The 25,090-nt window shown below is 64.8% G+C and carries 28 protein-coding genes and 1 pseudogene; 9 read left to right on the top strand and 20 right to left on the bottom strand.

The genetic code is table 11. From position 1 onward, the window contains the following. The first annotated feature begins 119 nt into the window (after positions 1 to 119). Entirely contained in the window at positions 120 to 1,481 is a 1,362-nt protein-coding gene (locus AUC68_RS03150; protein WP_069436308.1) for a L,D-transpeptidase scaffold domain-containing protein, read from the top strand. 54 nt (positions 1,482 to 1,535) lie between these two features. Here the strand turns inward: AUC68_RS03150 and AUC68_RS03145 are convergent, their stop codons facing one another. The 8 genes and pseudogenes from AUC68_RS03145 to AUC68_RS03110 form a co-directional block, all read right to left on the bottom strand. After that, a complete protein-coding gene (locus AUC68_RS03145) occupies positions 1,536 to 2,912 on the bottom strand; it encodes an APC family permease (protein ID WP_244500369.1) in 1,377 nt (458 codons plus the stop codon). A gap of 98 nt (positions 2,913 to 3,010) precedes the next feature. Next, complete coding sequence (locus AUC68_RS03140; RefSeq protein WP_069436306.1) at positions 3,011 to 3,772, bottom strand: ABC transporter permease; 762 nt, start codon at positions 3,770 to 3,772, stop codon at positions 3,011 to 3,013. Then, positions 3,769 to 4,694 (bottom strand): annotated as a pseudogene (locus tag AUC68_RS03135) (ABC transporter ATP-binding protein). Before AUC68_RS03135 ends, AUC68_RS03140 begins: the two are co-directional and overlap by 4 nt. Positions 4,695 to 4,781: 87 nt before the next feature. After that, the gene (locus AUC68_RS03130; RefSeq protein WP_083240353.1) at positions 4,782 to 5,177 is read right to left on the bottom strand and encodes a hypothetical protein; all 396 of its coding nucleotides are present in this window, start codon (positions 5,175 to 5,177) and stop codon (positions 4,782 to 4,784) included. A 5-nt stretch (positions 5,178 to 5,182) separates the two neighbouring features. Further along, positions 5,183 to 6,184: a PQQ-dependent sugar dehydrogenase gene (locus AUC68_RS03125; protein ID WP_141701062.1), complete on the bottom strand. Its 1,002-nt coding sequence runs from the start codon at positions 6,182 to 6,184 to the stop codon at positions 5,183 to 5,185. 257 nt (positions 6,185 to 6,441) lie between these two features. Then, a complete protein-coding gene (locus AUC68_RS03120; protein WP_425283205.1) occupies positions 6,442 to 7,467 on the bottom strand; it encodes an NUDIX hydrolase in 1,026 nt (341 codons plus the stop codon). Between the two features lie 3 nt (positions 7,468 to 7,470). After that, complete coding sequence (locus AUC68_RS03115) at positions 7,471 to 8,046, bottom strand: tyrosine phosphatase family protein (protein ID WP_244500368.1); 576 nt, start codon at positions 8,044 to 8,046, stop codon at positions 7,471 to 7,473. Between the two features lie 43 nt (positions 8,047 to 8,089). After that, on the bottom strand, positions 8,090 to 8,659 hold the full coding sequence (locus AUC68_RS03110; protein WP_069436399.1) for a YfbR-like 5'-deoxynucleotidase: 570 nt from the start codon (positions 8,657 to 8,659) through the stop codon (positions 8,090 to 8,092). Positions 8,660 to 8,898: 239 nt separating this feature from the next. On the opposite strand from AUC68_RS03110, the gene AUC68_RS03105 reads away from it, so the two are divergent. After that, positions 8,899 to 9,138, top strand: a complete 240-nt coding sequence (locus tag AUC68_RS03105; RefSeq protein ID WP_045365262.1) for a DUF2188 domain-containing protein — start codon at positions 8,899 to 8,901, stop codon at positions 9,136 to 9,138. Between the two features lie 12 nt (positions 9,139 to 9,150). Here the strand turns inward: AUC68_RS03105 and AUC68_RS03100 are convergent, their stop codons facing one another. Beyond that, on the bottom strand, positions 9,151 to 9,732 hold the full coding sequence (locus tag AUC68_RS03100; RefSeq protein WP_069436304.1) for a DNA-3-methyladenine glycosylase I: 582 nt from the start codon (positions 9,730 to 9,732) through the stop codon (positions 9,151 to 9,153). Beyond that, positions 9,729 to 10,613 (bottom strand): CAF17-like 4Fe-4S cluster assembly/insertion protein YgfZ, encoded by an 885-nt coding sequence (gene ygfZ, locus AUC68_RS03095; protein ID WP_069436303.1) that lies wholly within the window; start codon positions 10,611 to 10,613, stop codon positions 9,729 to 9,731. The genes AUC68_RS03100 and ygfZ overlap by 4 nt, the downstream gene beginning before the upstream one ends. Before the next feature lie 75 nt (positions 10,614 to 10,688). On the opposite strand from ygfZ, the gene AUC68_RS03090 reads away from it, so the two are divergent. Then, complete coding sequence (locus AUC68_RS03090) at positions 10,689 to 12,038, top strand: dihydroorotase (protein WP_069436302.1); 1,350 nt, start codon at positions 10,689 to 10,691, stop codon at positions 12,036 to 12,038. Positions 12,039 to 12,044: 6 nt separating this feature from the next. Here the strand turns inward: AUC68_RS03090 and AUC68_RS03085 are convergent, their stop codons facing one another. Beyond that, positions 12,045 to 12,644 carry a hypothetical protein gene (locus AUC68_RS03085; RefSeq protein ID WP_069436301.1) on the bottom strand — a complete coding sequence of 200 codons (600 nt, stop codon included), beginning with the start codon at positions 12,642 to 12,644 and terminating at the stop codon, positions 12,045 to 12,047. Between the two features lie 220 nt (positions 12,645 to 12,864). On the opposite strand from AUC68_RS03085, the gene AUC68_RS03080 reads away from it, so the two are divergent. Continuing rightward, positions 12,865 to 13,440, top strand: a complete 576-nt coding sequence (locus AUC68_RS03080) for a LysE family translocator (protein ID WP_158008213.1) — start codon at positions 12,865 to 12,867, stop codon at positions 13,438 to 13,440. Positions 13,441 to 13,449: 9 nt separating this feature from the next. On the opposite strand, the gene AUC68_RS03075 is transcribed toward AUC68_RS03080, so the two are convergent. The 3 genes from AUC68_RS03075 to AUC68_RS03065 form a co-directional block, all read right to left on the bottom strand. Next, positions 13,450 to 13,710: a hypothetical protein gene (locus AUC68_RS03075; RefSeq protein WP_069436300.1), complete on the bottom strand. Its 261-nt coding sequence runs from the start codon at positions 13,708 to 13,710 to the stop codon at positions 13,450 to 13,452. Positions 13,711 to 13,799: 89 nt separating this feature from the next. Further along, positions 13,800 to 14,339: a TIGR02301 family protein gene (locus AUC68_RS03070; RefSeq protein ID WP_244500367.1), complete on the bottom strand. Its 540-nt coding sequence runs from the start codon at positions 14,337 to 14,339 to the stop codon at positions 13,800 to 13,802. 160 nt (positions 14,340 to 14,499) lie between these two features. Then, positions 14,500 to 15,096: a hypothetical protein gene (locus AUC68_RS03065; protein WP_141701061.1), complete on the bottom strand. Its 597-nt coding sequence runs from the start codon at positions 15,094 to 15,096 to the stop codon at positions 14,500 to 14,502. 79 nt (positions 15,097 to 15,175) lie between these two features. Here AUC68_RS03065 and AUC68_RS03060 point away from each other — a divergent pair, with 79 nt between their 5' ends. Both AUC68_RS03060 and AUC68_RS03055 read left to right on the top strand, forming a co-directional pair. Beyond that, positions 15,176 to 15,874, top strand: a complete 699-nt coding sequence (locus tag AUC68_RS03060) for an SOS response-associated peptidase (RefSeq protein ID WP_069436297.1) — start codon at positions 15,176 to 15,178, stop codon at positions 15,872 to 15,874. Between the two features lie 26 nt (positions 15,875 to 15,900). Continuing rightward, entirely contained in the window at positions 15,901 to 16,785 is an 885-nt protein-coding gene (locus tag AUC68_RS03055) for a polyphosphate kinase 2 family protein (RefSeq protein WP_069436296.1), read from the top strand. 7 nt (positions 16,786 to 16,792) lie between these two features. Here AUC68_RS03055 and AUC68_RS03050 read toward each other — a convergent pair whose 3' ends face one another. Genes AUC68_RS03050 through AUC68_RS03040 form a run of 3 tightly spaced genes read right to left on the bottom strand, consistent with a single transcriptional unit; the run spans position 16,793 to position 19,927 of the window. Then, a complete protein-coding gene (locus AUC68_RS03050) occupies positions 16,793 to 17,470 on the bottom strand; it encodes an O-methyltransferase (protein WP_069436295.1) in 678 nt (225 codons plus the stop codon). 33 nt (positions 17,471 to 17,503) lie between these two features. Beyond that, positions 17,504 to 18,955, bottom strand: a complete 1,452-nt coding sequence (locus AUC68_RS03045; protein ID WP_069436294.1) for an FAD-binding oxidoreductase — start codon at positions 18,953 to 18,955, stop codon at positions 17,504 to 17,506. Between the two features lie 9 nt (positions 18,956 to 18,964). Next, a complete protein-coding gene (locus tag AUC68_RS03040) occupies positions 18,965 to 19,927 on the bottom strand; it encodes an L-threonylcarbamoyladenylate synthase (RefSeq protein ID WP_069436293.1) in 963 nt (320 codons plus the stop codon). 94 nt (positions 19,928 to 20,021) lie between these two features. On the opposite strand from AUC68_RS03040, the gene AUC68_RS03035 reads away from it, so the two are divergent. The 3 genes from AUC68_RS03035 (at position 20,022) to dxs (ending at position 23,376) form a co-directional block, all read left to right on the top strand. Continuing rightward, positions 20,022 to 20,948: a histone deacetylase family protein gene (locus tag AUC68_RS03035; RefSeq protein ID WP_069436398.1), complete on the top strand. Its 927-nt coding sequence runs from the start codon at positions 20,022 to 20,024 to the stop codon at positions 20,946 to 20,948. 30 nt (positions 20,949 to 20,978) lie between these two features. Continuing rightward, positions 20,979 to 21,236: an exodeoxyribonuclease VII small subunit gene (locus AUC68_RS03030; protein ID WP_069436292.1), complete on the top strand. Its 258-nt coding sequence runs from the start codon at positions 20,979 to 20,981 to the stop codon at positions 21,234 to 21,236. A 151-nt stretch (positions 21,237 to 21,387) separates the two neighbouring features. Continuing rightward, entirely contained in the window at positions 21,388 to 23,376 is a 1,989-nt protein-coding gene (gene dxs / locus AUC68_RS03025) for a 1-deoxy-D-xylulose-5-phosphate synthase (protein WP_083240350.1), read from the top strand. 10 nt (positions 23,377 to 23,386) lie between these two features. Here the strand turns inward: dxs and AUC68_RS03020 are convergent, their stop codons facing one another. From AUC68_RS03020 to AUC68_RS03010, 3 genes are all read right to left on the bottom strand, one after another. Then, entirely contained in the window at positions 23,387 to 23,869 is a 483-nt protein-coding gene (locus tag AUC68_RS03020; protein WP_141701060.1) for a hypothetical protein, read from the bottom strand. Positions 23,870 to 24,023: 154 nt separating this feature from the next. Next, positions 24,024 to 24,446, bottom strand: coding sequence for an SET domain-containing protein (locus AUC68_RS03015; RefSeq protein ID WP_069436290.1), 423 nt, complete (start codon positions 24,444 to 24,446; stop codon positions 24,024 to 24,026). A gap of 11 nt (positions 24,447 to 24,457) precedes the next feature. Then, complete coding sequence (locus AUC68_RS03010) at positions 24,458 to 25,057, bottom strand: SET domain-containing protein (protein ID WP_069436289.1); 600 nt, start codon at positions 25,055 to 25,057, stop codon at positions 24,458 to 24,460. Between the last annotated feature and the right edge of the window lie 33 nt (positions 25,058 to 25,090).

Genomic DNA, 25,090 nt, shown 5'->3' with positions numbered 1-25,090 from the left:
GAAGCGGTCATTCTCCAGATTCCCGACCATCCCGGCGCGGCGCTGCAAAGCCCCTTGACGAGGAGGACGAGACTGCCGGAGCGCCCCCGCAGGAACTGCTCATCGCCGATGAGATTAAGGTGCAGCTCGAAAAGCCGAGCGTGGAAAAAGAGCAGCATACGGATGATATCGCAGCGCTGAGAGCGTTTTACGAGACGCGCACCGGGCCGGCTTTATGGCTCACGACCGCGGGGCTCTCGGACAATGGCGAGGCCGTCCTGAAGGTCGTCGCCAGCGCGGACGAATGGGGGCTCGATCCAACGGCCTTCCCGGTTCCACCCAAGGACTACGAACCCAGCACGGCGGAGGACCAAGCGGCCACGGAGCTGGCGATCAGTCTCGCCGCTCTGAAATATGCCCGCGCCGCACGCGGCGGCTTGGTGGCGCCCAAGGAGATCAGCGAACTTTACGAGTACAGCCCGGCCGTTCGTCCGCCCGAAGAGGTGCTCAAGGAACTGGCAGTTGCGTCTGCGCCCGATACGGTTCTCCTCGGTCTTCACCCCAAGCACGAGCAGTTCGCGAAGTTGCGCACGGTGCTGGGCAAGGCGAAGTCCGAAGACGAAGATTTGCTCCTGCGCCGCAACATGGACCGCTGGCGCTGGATGCCCGAGCAGCTCGGGGCCAGTTATGTTTGGCTCAACATTCCCGAATTCATGCTGCACGTGGTTGAAGACGGCAAGACGGTCGAATCGGAGAAGGTCGTCGTCGGCGCGGCTGGCTCGCCGACCCCGATCTTGACGGCGGACATGACCGAGATCGTGCTCAACCCGGAACGCATCGTCCCCTCCTACGTCATCCGCCGCGACGTTCTTCCCAAGCTCCGGGGCGCCGGATCCTTCTTCGGCGGCAGCGGCAACACGGCCATCCTCGATCAGTACGGGCTGACCGTGAAACGCGGCGGCAAGACGGTCGATCCCAAGACGATCGATTGGAAGAAGGTCAACGTGTCGACTCTCACCTTCGTGCAGAAACCGGGCCGCACGAACATCATGGGCAAGGTACAGTTTCTCTATCCGAACGACCGCAAGGTCTTCATGCGCGACACGACCTTCCACGGCAAGTTCGCCCGGGATACGCGAGCGGAGGGCGACAAGGACCCGCGCGTCGACAATGCTGACAAATTGGCCGTGCGCATTCTGGCCGCGAGCAATGGCTCGAGCGCCGCGAATGTCCGCCAGCAGATCGCGAGCGGAAAGACGAGCCGGGTCAAGCTCACCAAGCCGATTCCCGTCCACATGACCTATTTCACCGCCGTGGTGGACGATGCGGGGACACTGCAGACCTTCAAAGACGTCTACAAGCTCGACGGCCTTTCCGCCGCCGTCAAGAAGGAAGCGACGTCGTCGGAGTCCGCGGCAACGCCATCGTCGCCCGACGAGGCTCCGACACCGGCACCCCAGCGCAAACCAATCAATGGAAGCCTCGCGAAGACGAGCCCTTGAGGGCCCGCAGGCGAGATGCGTTGGGGCGAGGCGCGCGGCGCGGGCCGGCCGTGCCTATCCGTCTTCGCCGATCTCGCTGATGGCTTCCGGATCGAGCCGCCGCATGAGCACGTAGATCAGGAAGCAGGCCAGCAACAGGGATCCGGCAATGGCGGGCGCACGCCAGTCGCCCGTCGATACGCGCACCACGATCAGCCCAACGCACACGAGAAATCCCAGGGCCGGGATGATGCGTGGGATTTCGAACCGGCCCGGCGGTTCGCCTTTGCGTCCTTTCAAGACGAACAGCGCGCCGTTCACCACGGAGAAGACCGTGAGCAGCAGCAAAACCGTGGCCGCGGCCAGCTCGGCGATCGTGCCCATGAGGGCCAGCGGCACGAGGATGAGAAACAGGACCAGGATGGCGATATGCGGCGTCCGGCGATGGCGATGGATCTTGCCGAGGTGGTCCGGCAGGAGATTCTGCCGCGCCATGCCGTAGAGCAGGCGCGAGGCCGTCACGAAATTCACGAGCCCGGTATTGGCCACCGCGAAGATGGTGATGGCCGTGAAGAGGATGGGTGGAATGAACGGCGCGGCGCGCGCCACCACTTCGGTGATGGGACCGGGGGCCGTCGCCAGATCCTGCCACGGCACGACGGACACGGCGGTGATCGCCACGGCGATATAGATGAGCGCGGCGATCAGCATAGCCGAGATCAGTCCGATCGGAATGGTCTTCTCCGGCTCGCGGACTTCCTCGGCGACGTTGTACATGTCCTCGAAGCCGATAAAGGCAAAGAAGGCCAGCACCGCGCCTTGGATGACGATCAGGGCCGTCTCGCCGTTGTCGTTGGTGGGCGGCGTTTCGAGATAGTCGACCGAGCCCCAATAGGATGCGCCGACCGCCACCACGAGGAGAAGACCGGCGATCGAGACCACGGTGCACAAGACGTTGACCCACATGGCTTCCTGAATGCCGCGATAGATGATCACCGTCGTGCCGAACAGGTAGCACAACGCGATCGCGGCGACGGGCAGAGTGTCGAGACCGAAGAGCTCGATGAAATTGGCGCCGAACACGCGCGACTGGGTGGCGATCGAGGTGAGGCCCGAACAGACCAAGGCCAGCCCCACCATGAAGCTCAGGAGCGGGAAACCGTAAGCCCGCTGGGCCACGTAGACAGCGCCTGCCGCCCGCGGATAGCGCGAACCGAGCGAAGCGTAGGACAAGGCTGTCAGGAGTGCGGCGACGAGCGCGACGAGAAACGCGAGCCAAACGGCGTTGCCGACTTCGCCTGCGGCCTTGCCGATCAGACCGTAAATGCCAGCGCCCAGCATGCTGCCGAGCCCGTAAAGCGCCATTTGAAATGGCCCGACCGACCGGTGAAGTGTCGGCTCGCCGTCCCGTACCGATTGACCCTGAATCTCCGCCATGGGGTTCAGTACCATGCGCGCGCGCGGACGCCTATGCTTGGTGGCACATATGCGTTTGAGAGGCGCCGCCCTCCACAGAATTCACCGGGACGCGTGTGGAACGGGCCTTGCCGTTAGCTCTTGAGGCGATAGCCCGTCTTGAACACCCACCAGACCGCGCCGAGGCACAGGACGAGGAACAGGGCGATCATGGCAAGGCTGATCTCCACGCTGACATCGGCCGTGCTGAAAAAGCTCCAGCGGAAAGCACTGACCAGATAGACGACCGGGTTCAGCAGCGAGATCGTTTGCCACACGGGCGGCAGCACGCTCAAGGAGTAGAACGTCCCGCCCAAGAAGGTGAGCGGCGTGATGATCAGAAGCGGTACGAGCTGAAGCTGCTCGAAGCCCTCAGCCCAGAGCCCGATCACGAATCCCAGTAGGCTGAACGTGATGGCGGTTAGGACCAGAAAGAACACCATCCAGACCGGATGATCGATCCGGAGCTCGACGAACAAGGTCGCCGTCGCAAGGATGAGCGCACCGAGGATGATCGATTTCGTCGCGGCGGCGCCCACATAGCCGGCGACGATCTCGAACGGCGACAGCGGCGCGGAGAGCTGCTCGTAGATGGTTCCCGTGAAGCGGGGGAAATAGATGCCGAAGGATGCGTTCGCCACGCTCTGGGTCAGGAGGTTCAACATGATGAGCCCCGGCACGATGAAGGCGCCGTAGGGAACGCCGTCGATCTCGTTGATGCGGCTGCCGATCGCGGCGCCGAACACCACGAAATAGAGCGACGTTGCGATGACCGGGGACACCAGGCTCTGCAGCAGGGTGCGGCCCCAGCGCGCCATCTCGAATTTGTAGATCGCAAGGATGGCGGGCAGGTTCATTGGTCCCGCCTCACTAGGTCGACGAAGATTTCCTCAAGGGAACTCTGCGACGTGTTGATATCCCGGAAGCGAATGCCCGCGTCGGCCAGGTCCGTCAGCAAATGGGTGATGCCCGTACGCTGGCCCTGGCTGTCATACGTATAGACCAGCTCGCTCCCATCCTTCGCGAGGACCAGCTGATGCTGCTCGAGCGAAGATGGGATCGTTTCGATCGCCTCGTGGAGTTCGAGTGTGAGCTGCTTCTTGCCGAGCTTGTGCATCAGCGCGCGCTTGTCCTCCACGAGGATAAGCTCACCGTTGTTGATCACGCCGATGCGGTCGGCCATGTCCTCGGCTTCCTGGATGTAGTGCGTGGTCAAGATGATGGTGACGCCGGAGTCTCTCAGGTGCTTCACGAGGCCCCACATTTCGTTCCGCAGTTCCACGTCCACGCCGGCCGTGGGCTCGTCGAGAAACAGGATTTGCGGCTCGTGGGAGAGTGCCTTGGCGATGAGGACGCGCCGTTTCATCCCGCCGGACAGCGTGATGAGCTTCGAGTCCTTCTTGTCCCACAGGGCCAGATCCTTGAGCACCTTCTCGATACGGGCCGGGTCCGGCCATTTCCCGAACAGGCCGCGGCTGTGGGAGACCGTGGCCCAGACCGATTCGAACATGTCGGCGGTGAGTTCTTGGGGAACCAGTCCGATCATGGCGCGCGTGGCCCGGTAGTCGTCGATGATGTCGTGCCCGTCCACCGTGACCGTGCCTGCGCTCGGCGTCACGATTCCGCAGATGATGCTGATCAGGGTGGTCTTGCCCGCCCCGTTCGGTCCGAGCAGCGCGAAGATCTCGCCCTTGTCGATTTCGAGGTCGATCGCCTTGAGCGCTTGAAAACCCGACTTGTAGTCTTCGACAGGCCCTTGATGGAAATGATCTGCGTCATGGGTGGCGGCAATCGTTGCTCGTTGGGGCAGGGCCGCGCGGCGAGGCGAGGCATGTGGCGACGTTTGGGGCTGATCTTGGGGCGGACTCACCCCGAAGCGGCTTCCAACCTATAGCGCTCGACGACGCTGGGCTGAATCACATTTGCATGAAGAGCCAAGAGGATAAGCTTCGCATCGGAACTGGTATCATCGTCGAGCGCCGCGTCAATCCGGTTTTCAACCGCGCCAGCGAGCCATGAACCGTTCGCGGATTCGAAGGCTCCGATGCCCAGCATGCAATAGGCGAGTAGCTCGGCCGCCGCCCGGCTATTCGCGGCGCTTGGGTTGCTTCCGTCCGTTCGCGCCATCAAGATGCGCAAGGCCGCGAGCTTGACCGCTTCCGGCACCAGATTGGGGTGAAGGTCGACGGCTTTCAAATCCTCGTCGAACAGCCGCAGTGCGGCGGAGCGGCCGAAGCGCCCCATGAAGCCGAGCGAGAGCAACGGGCTCATTGGCTGTCTGCCGTCAGCCGCAGGATCTTGCCGTTGTCTTCATCCGTGAGGGCGTAGACGGCCCCGTCGGGCCCCTGGACCACGTTGCGCACGCGGACGCCAAGGGGAATGCGTTCCTCGCCGGTCACCGTCTCGCCGTCGATCGTGAGGCGGATGATGCTCTGAGAGGACAGCCCGCCCACGAGCAGGTCTCCGGTCCAGTCCGGAATGGTCTCCGCGGTCCAGCCCGGAACCGGCTCGGCCGTATAGAAGGTCGCGCCCGATGGCGAGATGACCGGTGTCCACTGGCGGACCGCATCGGCGAATTCCGGCCGGGTCGGCGGATTGGGGATGTCCGTGCCGTCATAGTGCTTGCCCCAGCTGACGAGCGGCCAGCCGTAATTTTCACCTGGCGCGGGGCGGTTCAGTTCGTCGCCGCCTCTGGGGCCGAATTCCAGGGTCCAGAGCTTGCCGGTCTTGGGGTCGATCGCGGCGCTCTCCACGTTGCGGTGGCCCAAGGACCAGATTTCCGGCTGCGCGTCCTTTTGCCCGATAAAGGGATTATCCTGCGGGACGGACCCGTCCGGGTTGATGCGGACGATCTTGCCAAGATGGCTTGCGAGATCCTGCGCGGGGTCGAATTCGAACCGGTCGCCGAGTGTGACGAAGAGCGTCCCGTCGGGCGCGAAGGCGAGCCGGCCGCCAAAGTGATTGCGGCCTTTGGCTTTGGGGGTCTGCTGAAAGATGACTTTGAGGTCCTGCAGCCCGTCGCCCTCGAGCCGGCCGCGCGCCACGGCCGTGCCGGCGCCGCCCTCGCCGGGTTCGGCATAGGACAGATAGATCAGCTTGTTGGCGGCGAAATCGGGATCGAGCGCGATGTCGAGCAGGCCGCCTTGGCCCTTAGCCACGACCTCCGGCACGCCGGAGAGGGGAGCGGACACCGACCCGTCCGGGCGCACGCGCCGCAGCGTGCCCACGCGTTCCGTCACCAGCATCTGGCCGTCCGGCAGGAACACCATGCCCCAAGGGTGATTGAGGCCCTCCGCGACCGTCTCGACGCGACCGGGCCCGTCTCGGTCGTGAGGGTCTTCGAAAGCGCCAAGGCCGGTCCGGGGCCAAATGCCAAGACGGCGATCAGAGTGGCGGCGAGAGACCGGGCAATGGTGTTCAGGAGTCTTGCGGAACTCAGGGGGGTCATGGGCGGCCAATGCTGAAGACGCGGGTAGGGTTCGGTTGCAATGTCGGCCCTTCGCGGCTGACGTTCAAGGGACCAGCGTCAACTGCGGCCCGCGCTCACGCGCAACCCGGGCGCGGGGCGCTCCAGAACAACTTCACGGCGAAAGCGGTAGAGCTTGGCGGGACGTCCGCCCGTCTCGGTGGAGACATTTCCCGTGGGTTCGACGAGTCCCCCCTTTTCGACGAGCCGCCGGAAGTTCTGCTTGTGCAGCAACGTCCCCGAAATCGCCTCGACCGTCTTTTGCAAGTCGTAAAGCGTGAATTCCGGCGGCAGCAATTCGAACACGACGGGCCGGTATTTCAGCTTGCCGCGCACACGGCCCATGGCTGTTGCGAGAATGCGCCGGTGGTCGAGCGCCATGGGGCGGCCGAGTTCCGGCAGGTCGCCCCAACGGTCCGCCGCCGAGCGGCCATCGCGCAGCGCTTCCTCCACAAGCCCGGCCTCGTACAGCAGTTCGTAGCGCTCCAGAACCTTCTCTTCGTCCCAGCGGGCACCGATACCGAAGCCGATCTTGAGCCGTTCGGGACGCCGCAAGGGCCGGATGGGCTCGCCCGGGGACGGGGGCCGTTCGGCCCATGCCTTCAGGCGCGGCTCGATCTCGTCGGTGAGGATTTGCGGTTTGCCGTCCCGCCAGTCCTCCCACGGGAAGTACGCATACCAGGGCGACCAATGCGCCCCGCGCATTTCGGCGGTCGTGCCCCGGGTCAAAGCCAGATAACCGACGGAGAGCGTATGGGCGCCGCCGGGCTCGGCGTGCCGGCCGCGGTCGCCGAAGGTGTACAGCTGTTCCACATAGCCGAGCTCGATTCCCGTCTGCCGCTCCACCCATTCGCGCAGTCCGATTTCGAGCGTGCGGTGTGCCCGCGGCGCGAAGGGACCGAAGGGCAGGGCATCCCGGGACTCGTCGCCTGCGATCCCCGGGCGCACCACGAGGATATGGGGCTGCTGGTCGCGGACCATGACGATCGCCGCGTTGAGGCCGAGTTCGATTTGCGGATTGTTGGCGGACGGGTCGTCGGCGGAAAAGTCTCGGGCAGCCGCGTTATGGCGCCGAGTGCCGGGCATGGTTTAGACCGCGTGACGCGCGGGCAGCGAAAAGACTTTGCCTTCTTCGGCCAGAAGGCCGCGCCCGATGTGATCCACGGCCGCGTTCATGCGGCCGCCACGCCCGAGCACGTCGTCCGCGAGGGCGACGATGCGCCGGTTGGGATAGGCGGTCGGTGAGGCGCGGCGCAGAGCGCGGGCAAGCGCGTGCTCGTCCGCACGCGGATTGAGCGCACACAGCACGACGAAGGCGCCCGCCGTGGAACGGCTGATGCCGGCCCAACAATGAATCAGCAGGGGTGCGTTCTGGTCCCAGTCCTCGGCGAACTGAATGAGCTTGGCCACGTGGTCCTCGCTTGGCACGACGAGGCCGTCGCGGGGTTCGGCGATATCGTTCATGGATAGCCGCAAATGCCGGTCCTGACCGATGGTCTCCGGCGTATCGATCAGAGTTTCCCCGTTGATCAGCGTCACCAAGTGGCTCACGCGCGCCATCGTCACCGTTGCTTGGACCCGGCTCAACGGGCAGACGAGCAACGTGTCCGGCGACAAGGTCTCCGGCTCCGCCAGGGCATCTCTATCGAATGTCAGCGTTTCCATGGGGCTCTCTAATGTAGCGATTCGACGGCCGTCTGTACGCTATTCATCTGGCAAGCTCGTGAAAGCGTTTCAAGAACCTTTTCTCGCCTTCTGACGCGGGAACGGGGCGTAACGCGGTCAGAGTTGTGACCAGAGCAGGGCTCAGCCCCTTGGGCTGCCCGAAGAACTTCCGGGCTTCGGATCGGGAGAACCCCGCAAGGCCCACGGCCTCGTAATAGGCGGCGATCCTGTCGGCGCGTTTGATCAGGGCGCTCGTCTCGTCCGGCAGTTCCGTCGGGAGCCCAAAACGGACATGGATCGCCGCCAGGAGCCGTGCTTCGAAGGTGCGGTAGTCGAGAGACAAGGCGGCCTTGAAGGGGCTGATCAGGTCGCCGATCACGTATTCCGGGGCATCGTGGAGAAGCGCCGCAAGCTGCTCGGCCGTCGGCACGGACGGGCAGAGATCGCGCACGATCGCCTCGACGAGCAGGCTGTGTTCGGCCACGGAGAAGGTGTGGTCGCCATGAGTCTGTCCGTTCCAGCGGGCGACGCGCGCCAGCCCGTGCGCGATGTCTTCGACCTCGATGTCGAGCGGCGAGGGATCGAGAAGATCCAGCCGCCGCCCACTGAGCATGCGCTGCCAGGCGCGCGGCGGTTGCGTTTTGGCTGTGGCGTTCAAAGGTCTCTCTTGGTTGCGCGGGCAGACACTGATCGAAACAAGGCGCAAGTGTCAAACCGGCGCTTGTTGCTCCTGCCGCAGATTAGAGAAGGCCGGACCAAAAAAGACATGGACGATGTACTGTGCGGATGCCAATCATACCGGCCTCGTAAACGCGTTGAGGAAACGAACAAGCACGATAGGGAGAGTGCAACATGGCAAAGCTGCCGAGATTTTCCCTCAGCTACAACGACAAGAACAAGAAGTGGGAGTTGAAGCGAGAGGGATCTGGAGAAGTCGTCAAACGATTCAAGACCAAAGCCGACGCGACCAAGGGCGGAGTCTTGGAGCGGGCCGTCAAGAAGATGGGGTCCGTGCGTATCAGAAAACGCGACGGCAAGATTCAGGAAGAGCGGACCTATCCCCGCAGCATGGATCCGCGCGGACGCGGCTGAGCCTTTCGACCATTACAGTACAGCGCAGGCCTGATGTCTGTGGCAACTCGTCAAGTGATCGTTGACGAGCCCTGTCGCTTGCATGAAAGCATAGACGATCGTGGGACCGCAGAACTTGAAGCCGCGCGCCTTCAGCGCATTGGACATCTTGCGCGACAGAGGCGTTTCGGCCGGCACGTCGCTCATGCTCTTGTGGCGGTTGAGGATCGGCTTCCCATCGACGAAGTCCCAGAGGAAAGCCGAGAATCCCGGGCCCGTCTCCATCATGTCGAGCCAGGCTTGCGCCGACCGGACGGCGCCTTCGATCTTGAGGCGGTTGCGTACGATGGCGGCATCGCCCATCAGCGCTTCGATCTTCTTGGCGTCGTAACGCGCGATTTGTGCCGGCTCGAAGCCGTCGAAGGCGGCACGGAACGCGTCCCGCTTGCGCAAGATCGTGATCCAGGCCAGCCCCGCTTGAAAGCCGTCGAGGATGAGTTTCTCGAAGAGCGCCCGGTCGTCATACTCGGGCACGCCCCATTCTTCGTCGTGATAGGCGACGTAAAGCGGGTCTGACCCCGGCCAGGGACAACGGGGGAGGTCGCCTGTGGTCATACGCCCTCGGCGACCGGCATTTCGAAGGTGGCATAGTCCGGCAGACGGACCGTGATCGTCGTGTCTCCCGCCTTGAGTGGCTTTCCTTGCGCTTGTGCCGAGGCGGCCCGGTCCAGCCGGAGCAGAGCGAGACCATGGGTTCCGTCCGCGGAGCCGATGCTGCCGGCAGGCACGTTGCCTGCGACCACCTCTGCTCCCACCTCCAAGGCGCCGTCGCCTTCCACGGGAACGACGCGCTTTCGCACGGTGCCCCGATGCTGCATGCGGGAGACGACCTCCTGGCCCACATAGCAGCCCTTCTTGAACGCCACGCCGTCCAATTGGTCGTAGAGCGCTTCATGCGGAAAGGTGTCGCCGTAGGCGTAGTCGCGCCCGCCTTGAGGAATGCCGAGGGCGATGCGGCGGGCGTGGTAGTCGGCCTCGGTCGCGGGGGGGCACGCCGCCTCGTCCAGAACGGTCCCTTCCGGCAACAGCACGCGGAAGCCGAGTTCGGGCAGCCTGGGATCGGCGTAAGCCAGCGCGCCGTCGGGCAGGGCCGGTTGGCCGCCCCAGACCGCGGCGACCCTCATGGCGGGCTCCGCGTCGATCGCGACCTTGGAGCGCAATTTGTAGAAAGACAGGCGTTTCGCCAGGGCCTCGATGCTCTCCGCGGGCGCCTCGATCAGATAACCGTCTCCGCACCCCAGCACGAAGAAGTCGTGAAGGATCTTCCCGTGCGGCGATAATAACCCGGCATGGATCGCGCCGCCGCCGTCCGTCTTCTCGATGTCGTTGGTGAGGAGGCCCTGAAGGAATGTCTTGGCGTCCGCGCCGGAAACGCGCAACACACCGCGATCGGGGAGGGACGTTCCGCGGCAGATACCGTCTTCGCGATGACTCATGGGGTGCCCTTCTGCTACCAAAGCATGGAAATTTAGGTGCCGGGCATTTGCCCCACAAGGAGACGCCGAAACGCGATGGCTGAGACGTTCGACATCCTCTTCAAGGGCGGAACGGTAGTAAACCACACCGGCGAAGCGCCTGTCGACATCGGCGTGCGCGACGGCCAGATTCGCGCCATCGGCACCATCGACGCGAGCCGGGCAGGGCGGACGGTCGACGCGCGCGGCCTCCATATCCTGCCGGGTGTGATCGACACGCAGGTCCATTTCCGCGAGCCGGGCATGGAGCACAAGGAGGACTTGGAGAGCGGCAGCCGCGCGGCGGTGTTGGGCGGCGTCACGGCCGTTTTCGAGATGCCGAATACGAGCCCGCCCACCACGAGTGCGGAGGCTTTGGCCGCCAAGGTGGCGGCGGGCACCGGTCGCATGCATTGCGATTTTGCGTTCTTCGTCGGCGCGACCCACGAAAATGCCGGCGATCTGCCCCAATTGGAGCTGTTGCCGGGCGCGGCGGGGGTCAAGATTTTCGCGGGCTCGTCGACGGGCAACCTGCTGGTCGACGACGACGAAACGCTGACGCGCATCTTTTCGACGATTCGCCGCCGCTGCTCGATCCATTCGGAATGGGAGGCCCGCTTGCGCGAGCGGCTTTCGGTTCGGCGCGTCGGCGATCCTTCGAGTCACTCGGAATGGCGGGACCCCGTCGCCGCACTCAATTCCACCGAGCGCCTGTTGCGGCTTGCGCGTGCGGCGGGCGCCCGCATTCACATCCTCCATGTTTCGACGGGCGAGGAGATGACGCTTCTGTCGCACAACAAGGACGTGGCGACCGTCGAGGTCACGCCCCAGCACCTGACGCTTGTGGTCCCGGAAGCCTATGAGCGTCTCGGCACGAAGGCGCAGCAGAACCCGCCGATACGGGACCGGGCGCACCAGGACCTGTTGTGGTGGGGGCTTGAACAAGGCGTCGTCGACATCATTGGCTCCGACCATGCGCCCCATACGCTGGAGGAGAAGGCGGGCACGTATCCCGCCACACCGTCCGGCATGCCCGGCGTGCAGACGCTCGTGCCGGTCATGCTCGATCACGTCACGCGGGGCGACCTGACGCTCGCCCGTTTCGTCGATCTCACCAGCGCCGCCGCGCAGCGTCTGTTCGGGATCACCTGCAAAGGCCGCATCGCCGTGGGCTACGACGCGGACTTCACGATTGTCGATTTGAAGGCCGAACGCGTCATCGAGGATGCGTGGATCGGCAGCAAGGCCGGTTGGACGCCCTTTGCGGGCCGCAAGGTCCAAGGGTGGCCCATTGGCACGGTCGTCCGGGGCCATCTGGCCATGTGGGAAGGCGAACTTGGACAAGCGGCCGGGCAACCTGTCCGCTTCGGCGAGGGGCTTCCGCAAGGCGCAGCGCAGCGGGGCTAGCGCGGCCTATTTCAGGAAATAGTGCCAGATCCCGTTGGGCGCGACCCCAAGCCGGTAGCCGGAATATTTGCCGGCCGCCAGCATCGCCTTGGCCTGTTTCGGTGGAACCAGCCGGTAGAACGCCACCTGCTGCTGCGGCGAGAGCGTGCTCAGGTCGGTTTCGGCGAAATAAGGCCAGACATACATCTCGTCGTCGCCCTTGCCCGTCAGGACGAACCCGGTGCTCAGCATGTCGAGCATGGTGGCAAGAATGTCCCGGCCCGTGCCGTCCACGGACTGCGCCTTCCAATAGGCGATCGGGTCGTCGATATGCTTGGCCGCGACCATGGGCTTGAGTTCGTTGGATTCCAGGACCGCACGCATCTCCTCGATGTCGCCGGTCTCGGCCGCCAGGATGATCATCTTCAGGATGCGTTGGACGAGCTTCGGCGTCGCGGTGGCGTCGTAGAGTACCTTGGGTCCGCTCTGGGGCCGGGCAGCCTCGGCGACGGGGTCCGGCAGTTTGTCGCTGGCGGCGGCCGTACCGCCCAGGACGTAGACAAGCACCGCGGTGCCCGTTACCAATGCCGCGAGGGCGACCATGACCACGTTTTTCCGCAGGTTCATGCCAGACTCCCTAGGATTTGGGTCAATCTCGCAGAACCGCGGTCAGTTGCAAGTTCAGGTCGTTAGGAATCAGGTGCGGGATTGCGGCGATCGAGCCCGATCGACAGCCGGCGAATAGGCCATAGAACTTGGGAGCAGGCGCGCAAATTGTGCTGTCCGCGATCCAGCTCGTATTTGCCGGGCTCGGGATCGGATTGCTGATGGCAGCGCCGATCGGCCTGTGAACGTGCTCGTGATTCAGCGGGCCGTGTCGAAGGGCTTCTGGGGCGGGTTGGCGGCCGGCCTCGGTGCGGTCCTCGGCGATGGCGTTCTCGCTGCGGCGGGTGCCTTCAGCATCGCGGCGATCTCCGACGTGATTCTCGCCTATGGCGACACCATTCAACTGATCGGCGGCGTGCTTCTGGTGGCGTTCGGACTTGCGCTGCTGGTGACGAAACCGGTGATGACGACCCCACCCCATGAGCGCTCGCACATCCTCGATCACATGGGCATCATTCCCCAGACCTTCATTCTGACGGTCACGAATCCAGGCGCCGTGTTGGGCATGGCGGCTATGATCGGCGGCCTCGGTTCGCTGATCGGCGGCCTCAACACGAACTTGGAAGCGCTGATCCTCGTTGCCGCCGTCATGGGCGGCAGCCTCTTGTGGTGGCTGGGTCTGTCCGAGCTGATCGCCACGATCCGGCACCGGCTGACCGACAACCGGCTGAAACTGATCAACCGGGTCGCCGGCATTGTCCTGTTCGGCTTTGGGCTCGGCCTGATCCTCGAGTTCGGTCTGCGGTATTTCCGCTAGCCGCGCGCTCTATTGGGCGGTGCGCCGAAGCGTGAACTCGCCGTGGTGGATGCGCCGGGGCAGGCGGGACGTCATCTTGGCCACGGCGTCTTCGCCATAGACCTCGATCAGGTCCGTCAGCGCCACGAACAGCGCCGCGTTGGCCAGCATCTCAGGCTCGATCCCGTCGTGGAGCGCGTCCTCCCAGGCGTCCAGGATGTACCGCAGAGCCGCCTGTTTCTGGCCGTCTCCGTCGTTCTCAACCTGTTCCGCGCCGATGTCAGTGCTCACGCCCGGGGGCTCCCTCGCTCGCGATAGGATTTCGCCCCATACCCTTACAACGCGTGCCGCGGGTCCGCGGGAAGAGAGTAAACTGACGGTTAATTTCGCGCCGCGTTGGGCGCCCCTGGCTGGGCGCCTTCGCTTCCGGTCTGCGGCGTCTGAACTTGCGCTTGAGGCCCGCTCGCGAAGACCGACGCGTGCGACAGGGACGAAGCGAGTTCGGCGCCCTCCGTCGAGAATCGGCGCGTTGCCCGCGTCGCGGACTCCGTGCAGGTCCGGTAGGTCCGGCGATAGCCCCGGTAGCCGTCGTTGAACTTGTTGACCAGCTTGGCGCGGCGGACGCCGGTCGTCCCCTCGTTCCGCAGGATTTCGCCCATCTGGTCGCGCCAGAGCTGCCCTTCATCGGCGCCGCACAGCTCGCGCAAATAGTGAACGGCACCCAGAATTTCGGCGAGCCGCATCAGCTTTTCGTCATAGGGCCGATCGTCAGGCGGCGGAGGGGCGAGGGACTCTTCGGCAGGAGGCGCGATTTTCGGGAGATGGGACTGACGCCGCCGTACGGGCCGGGGCTTCTTCGCCTCCTTTTTCTGGTCGAAGAACCAGAAAAACTGCGCGTTTGCCGGGGAAACATGGCTCACAGTGCCCGCGCCAGCCCAAAAGAGCCCGCTCAGAAGCAGCACCAAAGGTTTCGCAAGCCGTCCCATAAGGTCTGACTAGCGCCAATTCATGGTGAAATCTAGCCGCGCCGCGCGTGCGGCGCGGCACACACCGGGTTCCAAGCGTAAGAAGGACCCGGGCTTAGTCCCTGCGGAGCCGGAAAAGCGTGTCGATGGTGATCTGGCTGCTCTTACCGCCCTTGCCGCCGTCTTCGTCCGCGAGGTAGCCGTTGGCAATGGCATTGGCGTCGTCGATGAGAACGCGTAGGCGCGCCGCGGCCCCGTCGCACGTCATTTTGAGGTCCGGCGGACCGTCGAGGGCCTGAGCGACTGCCGCCACGAGCCTCAGCGCTTCGCCCTGGAGGCGAGCGACGGCGGAATCGAACTGTGCTCGCACCTTCTCCGGCGAGCGCCGATAGGCCGCGATGGCGAGTTCCTTGTTGTTGAGCCCGGAGCGGTGGAAGTGTTCCTCATAGTCGACCGCGTGCCAGCTGTGCAGATCGGACGCGAAGCCCGACGGGTCCGTAGGCAGAGCTTCCAGCAGCATCGCCAGCTCGTGGAACTGGTTCAAATAGTCCGACGCCAGAAAGGTCTGCTCGTTGATGTTCGTACCGGGGACATGCGAGCGCAGGTGGCTTTCCATGGCCTTCTGGAACGCCATGGCGATGGCGTCGCGGCTCACGTCTTCCTGGAATTCCGGGCTGGTCGCGCTAGGCTCTTGTCGCTTGGGTAGATTCATGTGTCGCTCCTCGATCAAGACTTGCGCCAACATGGTTTCCAACGGGTTAACAAGATCTGAGACTCTTCACGGCTGAACCATGTGCTCCCGCTACGATCTCACCTCGCCGCCGGAGGCGGTCCGCGCCTATTTCGGCTATTCCGACAAGCCGAACTTTCCGCCGCGCGACAATATCAGGCCGACTGAACCGATCGCGGTCGTAGTCCTGGACGAGGCTGGCGAGAGACGGTTCCGGCTGATGCGGTGGGGATTGCTGCCGCACTTCGTCAAGGATCCGAAGACCTTCCCGACCCTGTTCAACGCCCGCTCCGAGGAACTGCTCGCCAAGCCGTCCTTCCGCAACGCTGTGCGCCGGCGCCGCTGCTTGATCCCGGCGGACGGCTTTTACGAATGGACAGGTCCGAAGGGGCAGCGCAGGCCCTACCACTTACGGCCCCGGCCGCCCCATCTGTTCGCCTTCGCTGGACTTTACGAGAGCTGGAGCGAGCCGGAAGGGGGCGTGATCGACACGGCGACCATGCTCACCTGCGCGCCGAACGCGACGATTGCCCCGCTGCATAACCGCATGCCCGTCATCCTTGCACCGGATTGCTACGCCGCATGGCTCGACACGAAGAACGTGAGCGCCGAGGAAGCCCTTGCCATGACGGGTCCGGCGCCCGACGATCTGCTTGAGGCGATTCCCTTGCGCGGCAAAGTCGGCGCGAAGCCGCAGACCGCGCAGGAGTCGGACGCGAAAGACGGCAAGAAAAAGCCGTCGCAGCCGCCTTTGCTTTAGGAGAGCCGGCGACAAAGGGGAGAGACATGCTGCCAGACAAGATTCTGGACCGTTACCGGGTCACCAAGGGCGACGGCTTCAAGCTCGCGGATTTCGACCCCGACGATTCGGGCAATGTGGACTTCGAAAAGAAGGACGGCCAGGAACTCCTGGAAGTTGGCGTCAAACGCCTGTCGCGCCTGCAACAGCGCCTCTACGCGGAAGGCCGCTGGGCTGTTCTCATGGTCCTGCAAGGGATCGATACGGCGGGCAAGGACGGCATTATCCAACACGTGCTGACCGGCGTGAACCCGCAAGGGGTTTCCGTTCACTCCTTCAAGCAGCCGAGCCATCTCGAACTCGCGCACGACTATCTGTGGCGTGCTTACCGGGCGCTGCCCCAGCGCGGCCATATCGGCATCTTCAATCGCTCCTATTACGAGGACGTGCTGGTTGTGCGCGTGCACCCGGAGCTGCTTCAGGATCAGAACCTGCCGCCGGAACTCATCACCAAGGACATCTGGAAAGAGCGCTATCAGGACATCAATGAGTTCGAACGGCACTTGGCGCGAAACGGGACCCTGCCGATCAAGTTCTTCCTGAACATCTCGAAGAAGGAGCAGCGGGAACGTCTGCTCGCCCGTCTCGAAGATCCGAACAAGATCTGGAAATTTTCCGCGGCCGACGTGGCCGAGCGCAGGCTTTGGGACAAATATCAAAGCGTCTACGAGGACATGATCCGCAACACCGCCACGGAGCACTCTCCCTGGTACGTGGTGCCGTGCAACAAGAAATGGTTCGCCCGGCTTGTCGTTGCCGACGTGCTGGCCGAACACATCAAGGCGCTCGATCCCAGCTTCCCCAAGATGTCCAGCGAGGATGCGGCGGACATCGATGCCGCACACAAGGAATTGCTGGACGAGGAAAAGTAGCCTCGCCCTACGGCGCCTGCGTCACCTGCACGATCGCGAGCCCGTCATGGCCCTTGTGCCCAACGGTCTGGAACGCGGTCGCGGTCACGCGCGGATCGGCCGCCGCGCGCGCATAGAACGCGCGCAGTCCCTTGACGTGCTTGTTGTCGCTTTGTGCGGCGAGGATGGCCCCTTCACGGACCACGTTGTCCACGACAATGAGCGATCCGGCGCGGGCGAGTTTGACGGCCGCGTCGAAATAGTCCGGCGTGCTCGGCTTGTCCGCATCGATGAAGATCAGATCGAATGGCCCCGCACCTTCGGCCTGCAACGAGGCCATGGTCTCGATGGCAGGGCCGACCCGGACCGTAATGCGGTCCGCAAGTCCGGCGTTCTCGAAATTGGTCCGCGCGATCTCCGCATGGCGCGGATCGAGCTCGAGCGTCGTCACATGGCCGCCCGCGCTCAGACCGCGTGCGAGCCAGATCGTGCTGTAACCGCCGAGCGTGCCCACTTCCAGGATGTTGCGCGCACTTAACGCCCGGGCGAGCATCATCAGGAACTTGCCTTGTAAGGGGGCGACCTGGATCTTCGGGAGCCCCGCGGCGTCGCAGGCCGCCTGCGCCGCTTCGAGCGCCGGATCGTCCTCGAGGAAGTTCTCGACGATGTAGTCGTCGATGGCGAGCCACTTGTCGTCCTGGGTCATGTAGGGGGGGGGTCTCCGGCGGAGAGGTCTCGGTCATATCAGCTTGCCTGGGTTGAGAATGCCGTTCGGATCGAAGCTCGTCTTGATGGCGCGCATGAGCTCCATGGCCACCGCGCCCTTCGCATGAGGCAGGAGGTCGCGCTTCATGCGCCCAATCCCATGCTCGGCGCTGATCGAGCCGCCGAGGTCCAGAACGATCTCGTGCACGGCGGCGTTCAGCGCCTCCCAGTTCGACAGATAGACGTCCTTGTCCATGCCGACCGGCTGGCTGACATTGTAGTGGATGTTGCCGTCGCCCAGATGGCCGAAGGGAACGGGGCGGGCGCCCGGGATCATCAGCTCAACGAGATCGTTCGCCCGGTCGATGAATTCCGGCACCCGTCCGATCGGGACGGAGACGTCATGTTTGATGCTGCCACCCTCGTACTTCTGAACCTCGCTCATGACCTCGCGCAGCTTCCACAGCTCGCCCGTTTGCCGGTCGGACGTCGTCAGAACGGCGTCTTCGATGACCCCGACTTCGATGGCGTCGCTGAGCTGCGCCTGCACAAGTTCATGCACCGTCTCGCCGGCGAGCGGGCTGGAGACCTCGAGAAGGACATACCAGGCGTGGGGCGCCCTGAGCGGGTCGTGCAGGTCCGTTCCGTGCTTGATCGCGAAGTCGAGGCCGATGCGCGGGAGAATCTCGAAGGCGGTGAGCATGGGCCCCGCCGCCTCGCGCATGCGGGCCAGAAGCTCGATCGCGTTTTCGAGGTCACGCAAGCCCGCGAGGCACGTGACCTGTTCCGCGGGCCGCGGAAACAGCCGCAGGACCGCCGCCGTGATCACGCCGAGCGTGCCTTCGGCGCCGATAAAAAGATTCTTGAGATCGTAGCCCGTGTTGTCTTTCCGCAAGGCCTTCAGCCCGTGCCAGACGCGTCCGTCCGCGAGCACGACTTCGAGCCCCAGCGCGAGATCGCGGGCGTTCCCGTAAGCGAGCACCGCGAGCCCGCCCGCATTGGTGGAGAGGACGCCCCCGATCTGGCAGCTCCCCTCCGAGGCGAGACTCAAGGGAAACAGACGCCCGACGCTCATCGCGCGCTCCTGGGCCCCCGCGAGCGTGAGGCCAGCTTCGACGGTCATCGTATTGGAGGCGAGGTCCACATCCCGAATGTGGACAAGGCGCTCCAGCGACAGCACGATCTGGCTGCCGCTTTCGTCCGGTATCTGCGCGCCCACGAGCCCCGTATTGCCGCCTTGCGGGACGATCCCGGCCCGGGCGGCATTGGCGCATTTCAGCACGGCGGCGACTTCGTTGGTCGAGCCGGGCTTCAACACGATGGCCGCCTCGCCCCGGTAGCGGTCGCGCCACTCGGTGAGATAGGGCGCCATCCGGTCCGGATCGCGCACCGCATGCTGCCCACCCACGATGTGCTCAAGCTCGGTGAGCGTGTCCGCATTGGGGGGCCGGAGTTCGGTCGTTGGGCTGATGGCGGCGTCGCTCATGGCACAGGGCTACCCCGCCTTGGCCGCGCGCCGCAAGCGGTCGTTGATCGCTTCGCCGAGGCCTTCGTCCGGAACGGGCATCGCGGCGATCCCACGCGCCCCGCTTTCGTCCAGTGTTCGGAGCGCGGCGAAGAGCTTGGTGGCGGCTTCGGCCAGGTCGCCGGTCGCGCTGAGATTGATCGCCGGCCCTTCGCATTCGGGGGCGTCCGGTCCGAAAGCGAGCAGCGCCTCGCCCGGTTCCACGGTCGCGGCGTCGAGGCGCAAAGGCGTTTGCGGCGCGTAGTGGCGTTCGAGCTGGCCGGGGGAGGCGACGGGCGCGTCTTCCTCGGCGAGCGCGATCGGACGGCCTAAGACCGCCTCGATCTCCTTGCGCGGCACGGCCCCGAGCCGAAGGAGCACGGGACGTGTCCCCGCAACGCTCACCACGGTCGATTCGAGACCGCGCGCGCAAGGGCCGCCGTCGAGGATCAGGGCCGGGATATCGCCCAGCTCCGCTTCCACATGAGCGGCCTCGGTGGGGCTGATCCGGCCCGAGCGGTTGGCGCTTGGCGCGGCAATGGGCAGGCCCGAGGTCTGAAGCAAGGATTGCGCGACCGGGTGGCCGGGAACGCGCACCGCAATCGTGTCGAGCCCGGCCGTGACCAGATCGGAAATCCCGCTCTCCGGCCGCTTCGGGGCCACGATGGTCAGGGGCCCCGGCCAGAAGGCGGATGCGAGTGCGCGCGCCTCCGTGCCGAGCACCGCCAAGGTCTCCGCCGTTGCGATGTCGGGCACATGCACGATCAAGGGGTTGAAACGCGGCCGTTCCTTGGCGGCGAAGACCTTGGCGACGGCGCTGGAATCACGGGCGTTGGCGCCCAGCCCGTAGACGGTCTCGGTCGGGAAGGCGACGATCTGTCCGGCGGCGAGCGCGGCCGCGGCGCGCGCGATCGTCTCGTCTGTGGCAGGCAGGACGGGCATGGCCCGTCCCATGTCGCGTGTCCGCCCTGACAGGTCAAGTTGAGAGGTCACGCTGGCCCGCCGGTCCAAGTGGGGTATCATGGGGATGGGAAACGCCAAGGACCGAATGACAACGCTGCTTCTCACCCACCCGGCCTGCCTCGCGCACGACACGGGTTACGGCCATCCTGAGCAGGCCGACCGGCTGCGCGCCATCGAACGCGCCCTTGCCGCCAAGGATTTCTCCAGCTTGAAGCGCGAGGAGGCGCCGCTGGCAGGGCTCGATGCCATCGAGCGGCTGCACCCGAAGTCTTATGTCGCAGAGGTCCGCGCCGGAATCCCCAAGGAGCTGCACAACTGGCTGGACCCGGACACGGTGGTGTCGCCGGGGAGCTGGGAGGCGGCCTTGCGGGCGACAGGCGCAGTCCTTCAAGCCGTAGACCGGGTCGTGGCCGGGGAGGCGGACAATGCGTTTTGCGCCGTTCGCCCGCCGGGCCACCATGCCGAACCGTCGCGCGCCATGGGGTTCTGCCTGTTCAATTCGGTGGCGGTCGGGGCGCTGCATGCGCGTGCCGTCCACGGGGTGTCCCGCGTGGCCGTGGTGGATTTCGATGTCCATCATGGCAACGGCACCCAGGCCGCGTTCTGGAGCGACAAGGACTTGTTTTACGGCTCGACCCATCAGATGCCGCTGTTTCCGGGAACCGGCGCCAAAGACGAGACGGGCGTCGGCAATATCTGGAACGCGCCGCTCGCGCCCGGCGACGACGGCGAGGACTTCCGGCAGGCGTTCGGGACGCGCATCGTGCCCGCGCTCGACGCGTTCGCGCCGGACCTGGTGCTTGTCTCGGCCGGTTTCGATGCCCATGTCAGGGACCCGTTGGCGCAGCTGCGGCTGACGGAAGACGATTTCGCCTGGGCCACGGAGATGCTGCTTGAGGCGGCGGCGAAACATTCCGGCGGCCGGCTCGTTTCAGTTCTGGAGGGGGGGTACGACCTCGACGCGCTCGCCTCGTCCACCGCCGTCCATGTCAGGACCCTGATGGGTGCTTGAGGGAAAACCCGGAAACCGCTAATTCAAATCATGGCTAAACCGTCCGGCACGACCGACATCGCCACGCTCAGCTTCGAGGACGCGCTCAAGGAGCTCGAGACCATCGTCGATCGCCTGGAAAAGGGTGATGTCGAGCTCGAAGCCTCGATCGCGATTTACGAACGGGGCGAAGCGTTGCGCGCCCATTGCGATAAACTGCTGCGCAGCGCCGAGGCGCGCGTGGAAAAGATCACCCTCAATCAAGACGGTGCGCCGAGCGGCGTCGAGCCCCTCGATGTGGGAGAGTGACCGGCATTCGGTGACCAATGCCGGTTTGGGAGTATTGTTGGAGACGTTGCCAGCGTGAGGCGAGCCGGGTAAGCTCGCGATAACGCATTGATACTGCGAAATATTTCAACACGAGAGTGTTCCCGAAGAGAGCCTTCCCACAGGAAAGAGAATGAGCGCCGAAAACGCCACGCCATTGCTGGACCAGATTCAGACGCCGAAGGACTTGCGTCAGCTCACGGATAGCGAGTTGAAGCGCCTCGCCGACGAACTGCGCCAAGAGACCATCAGTGCCGTCTCGGTGACCGGTGGTCATCTGGGGGCCGGGCTCGGCGTGGTCGAACTCACGGTCGCGCTGCATCACGTGTTCGATACGCCCGACGACCGGCTGATCTGGGACGTGGGCCACCAATGCTACCCCCATAAGATCATCACGGGCCGGCGCGACCGTATCCGCACCTTGCGCGCGCCCGGGGGCCTGTCCGGCTTCTGCAAGCGGGCGGAGAGCGAATACGACCCGTTCGGCGCGGGCCATTCCTCCACCTCGATTTCGGCGGGGCTCGGCATGGCCGTGGCGCGGGATCTGTCCGGCGGCGCCAACAACGTGATTGCCGTGATCGGCGACGGCGCCATGAGCGCCGGTATGGCCTATGAGGCCATGAACAATGCGGGCGCGATGGATTCGCGGCTCATCGTCGTCCTCAACGACAACGACATGTCGATCGCGCCTCCCGTGGGGGCCATGAGCGCACATCTGGCGCGGCTGATCTCCGGTGGGGCCTATCGCCGCTTCCGCCGCTGGATGAAGCAGGCCGCGCACAAGCTGCTGCCGGGACGCTGGCAGCGCCAGGCCGCCCGCGTGGAGGAGTTCGGCCGCGGCTTCTGGACCGGCGGAACGCTGTTCGAGGAACTCGGGTTCTACTACGTGGGGCCCATCGACGGGCACAATCTCGACCATCTCCTGCCCGTGCTGCGCAATGTGAAGAAGATGCAGAACGGGCCGATCCTGGTCCATGTGGTCACCCAGAAGGGCAAGGGCTACGCCCCGGCCGAAGAGTCCGCCGACAAGTATCACGGCGTGAGCCGCTTCAATGTCGTGACCGGCACGCAGGAAAAGGCGGCGCCGGGCGGGCCGCCCAGCTACACGAAGGTGTTCGCCAACGCGCTGATCGAGGAAGCCAAGTCGGACGACAAGATCGTGGCCATCACGGCGGCGATGCCGTCCGGAACGGGCCTCGATAAGTTCGGCGAGGCTTTTCCCGACCGCTGCTTCGATGTCGGCATCGCCGAACAGCATGCGGTCACCTTCGCCGCGGGGCTCGCATCGGAAGGCTATAAGCCCTTCGCCGCGATCTATTCGACCTTCCTGCAGCGCGCCTACGACCAGGTGGTTCACGACGTCTCGGTGCAGAAGCTTCCCGTGCGGTTCGCCATCGACCGTGCCGGCCTTGTCGGGGCCGACGGTCCTACACACGCGGGCTCGTTCGACACGGCCTTTCTGACCTGCCTGCCCAACATGATCGTCATGGCGGCTGCGGACGAAGCCGAGCTCATGCATATGACCGCGACGGCGGCGGCGGTCGACGATCGCCCCACCGCTTTCCGCTATCCGCGCGGCAATGGCATGGGCGTGGACCTGCCCGCCCGCGGCACGCCGCTCGAGATCGGCAAGGGCCGCATCGTGCGGGAAGGCTCGGCTGTCGCGCTCCTGTGTTTCGGCGCGCGGCTCGGCGAGTGCCTTGCGGCCGCGGACGAGTTGTCCGGTTTCGGGCTCCCGACAACTGTGGCCGATGCGCGTTTTGCCAAGCCGTTGGATGTCGATCTCATCCGCGACCTTGCCAAGAACCACGAGGTGCTTCTCACCGTCGAAGAAGGCTCCACGGGCGGCTTCGGTGGCCACGTTCTGCACCAGCTGGCTGCGGACGGGCTGATCGATGGCGCCCTCAAAGTCCGGACCTTGGTCCTGCCCGATCGCTACATCGATCAGGGCAAGCCCGACGCGATGTATGCGGCCGCGGGGCTCGATGCGGATGGGATCGTGAAGGCGGTCTTCACGGCGCTGGGCAAGAACGACCTGGGCAAGAACGAACTGGGCAAGAACGACCTGGGCAAGAGCGAGCTCGGCAAGAACGGCAAGACGGGCGCCGCCCGGCTCGCTTAGCCTCCAAGGCTCAGTCCAACGAGCAGTCCTTGGCGAATTCCGCCACCGTTTCGGCGCGGCCTTGTTCCGGGAGGTCGAAGGCGATCGCGCCCGCTTTCATCGTGACCGTGCCCTTCTGCTCGAGGACTTTCAGGATGGGCTTCACGGCGATATCGCCGGCCTCCATGTAGATGATCCCCGTGCCGTCCTCCGCAGCCGTCTCGCCGGCCACAGGTGCCGTTTTGTCGCCCGCGGTGAAAGAGACGGTGATGGCTTCGCCAGCCTCCCGCTCAGGGAAGTCCATATGCACAGACAGGACGGCGATGCCGACGCCGTTCAGGCAGGACAGCAAAAAGACCGGCCTCGCCTGCTCATCGACGGGTCCGTAGCGCAGCGTGACGAAGCTGCCGCTCGTCTTGACGCGCCAAATGTCGGCCGCGTGGGCAATCGAAGATCCGGCCCCGGCAAAGAGGGCCGCCGCGAGGAGGAATACCGGCAAAGGGCGCATTGTCATGGATGGTGAGGTGTTATTGCGAGGTGAGTCTAAGCCAGTCTAGCCGATCGGCCGGAACAAAGCACACACTGTCGGCACGGCCCTTTCCTTGCCGTTCGGCGCCCGACTCCGGGCCCGGAGCAGCCCCTCCCGCCCCGCGAGAGCGCCCGACGGCTCACGGCAGCGACGGGGGATGCCGCGAGTCCAAATCGGCGGTGGGCGCCGGCATGAATCCCGCGAAGCCCGGGTCGAACTCGTGATAGTTGCAGGTGAGTTCGTCGCCCCGTGCAATGTCCACCAACGCATAGCCGCGGTCGAACAAGCGGAAATCCGTGTTCGGTGTGAGGCTGTGATTCATGTACTTGCCGTTGTCGACGTCGATGACCCTGTAGCCCGGCATCTCGAGGTGCGGATAGCTGTAGCGGGCGATGTAGGTCTGCATGTTGGGTGGCAGCGCACCGAGCTCGGTGTCTTCGACAAGAACATCGAACTTCGGATTGTACTGCCAGATCAGAGCGCCCTGTGGCACCGATTCATCTGCGAACACGCCGAGCCCTTCGATCGAACTGGGACCGACATAGGTATTGATGAGCAGCATGGCGCGTCGTCCTAGGAGCTGGGATCTCGGCGGGAGAGGGCAGGAGACTCAGCGGGGCGAACCGGGGCCTTGCCGCGTGCCTGGCGCCGGGTGGTGCCGTTCTCGGTCGCGGTCGCGACAACGGTCTGCTTCCGCTTTGGGCTGCGCGGCGCGCGCTCGCGCTTGAGCGCGTCGATGCGCCGCTGGATGTAGGGCGAGAAGTAGCCGGCATAGCGCTTCCACAGCGCGGGATCGCGCCAGTCGTGGCCGGTGACCTTGCCGCGGCAAATGGCGGCCCCGCACGTGCACTCGAACTCGTCGTAGGCCGAGCCGTCGCACATCGCGTAGTCGATCGTCACTTCTTCGCCGGGAAGGATGCAACGCATGGCGACGATGGCGATCTGCCCGTTGAGGCCCGCATTGGGCGCGCAGGAATGGTTGATATAGTCCGGCGCCTCGTCTGGCCGTGTGGAGGCCAGGAACAGCTCTTCCTCGACCTGCACGGTGTGGTGCCGGATCTCGTCGGGCAAGCTACCGAGCGCGTCGCGGCCGACGATGCGGCCGCCCCAAAGGCCGATGAGTTCGCCCGGCTCGATCACGGATTTGGCAAAGACGCCATACCCGCCGGTCACGTCCCGATTTCGAACTTCACATTTTTCGGTTAG

Source organism: Methyloceanibacter methanicus (assembly GCF_001723285.1).
Lineage (GTDB): Bacteria > Pseudomonadota > Alphaproteobacteria > Rhizobiales > Methyloligellaceae > Methyloceanibacter > Methyloceanibacter methanicus.
Note: the sequence above shows the minus strand (reverse complement) of the source record. Positions and strands in the feature narration are given on the sequence as shown.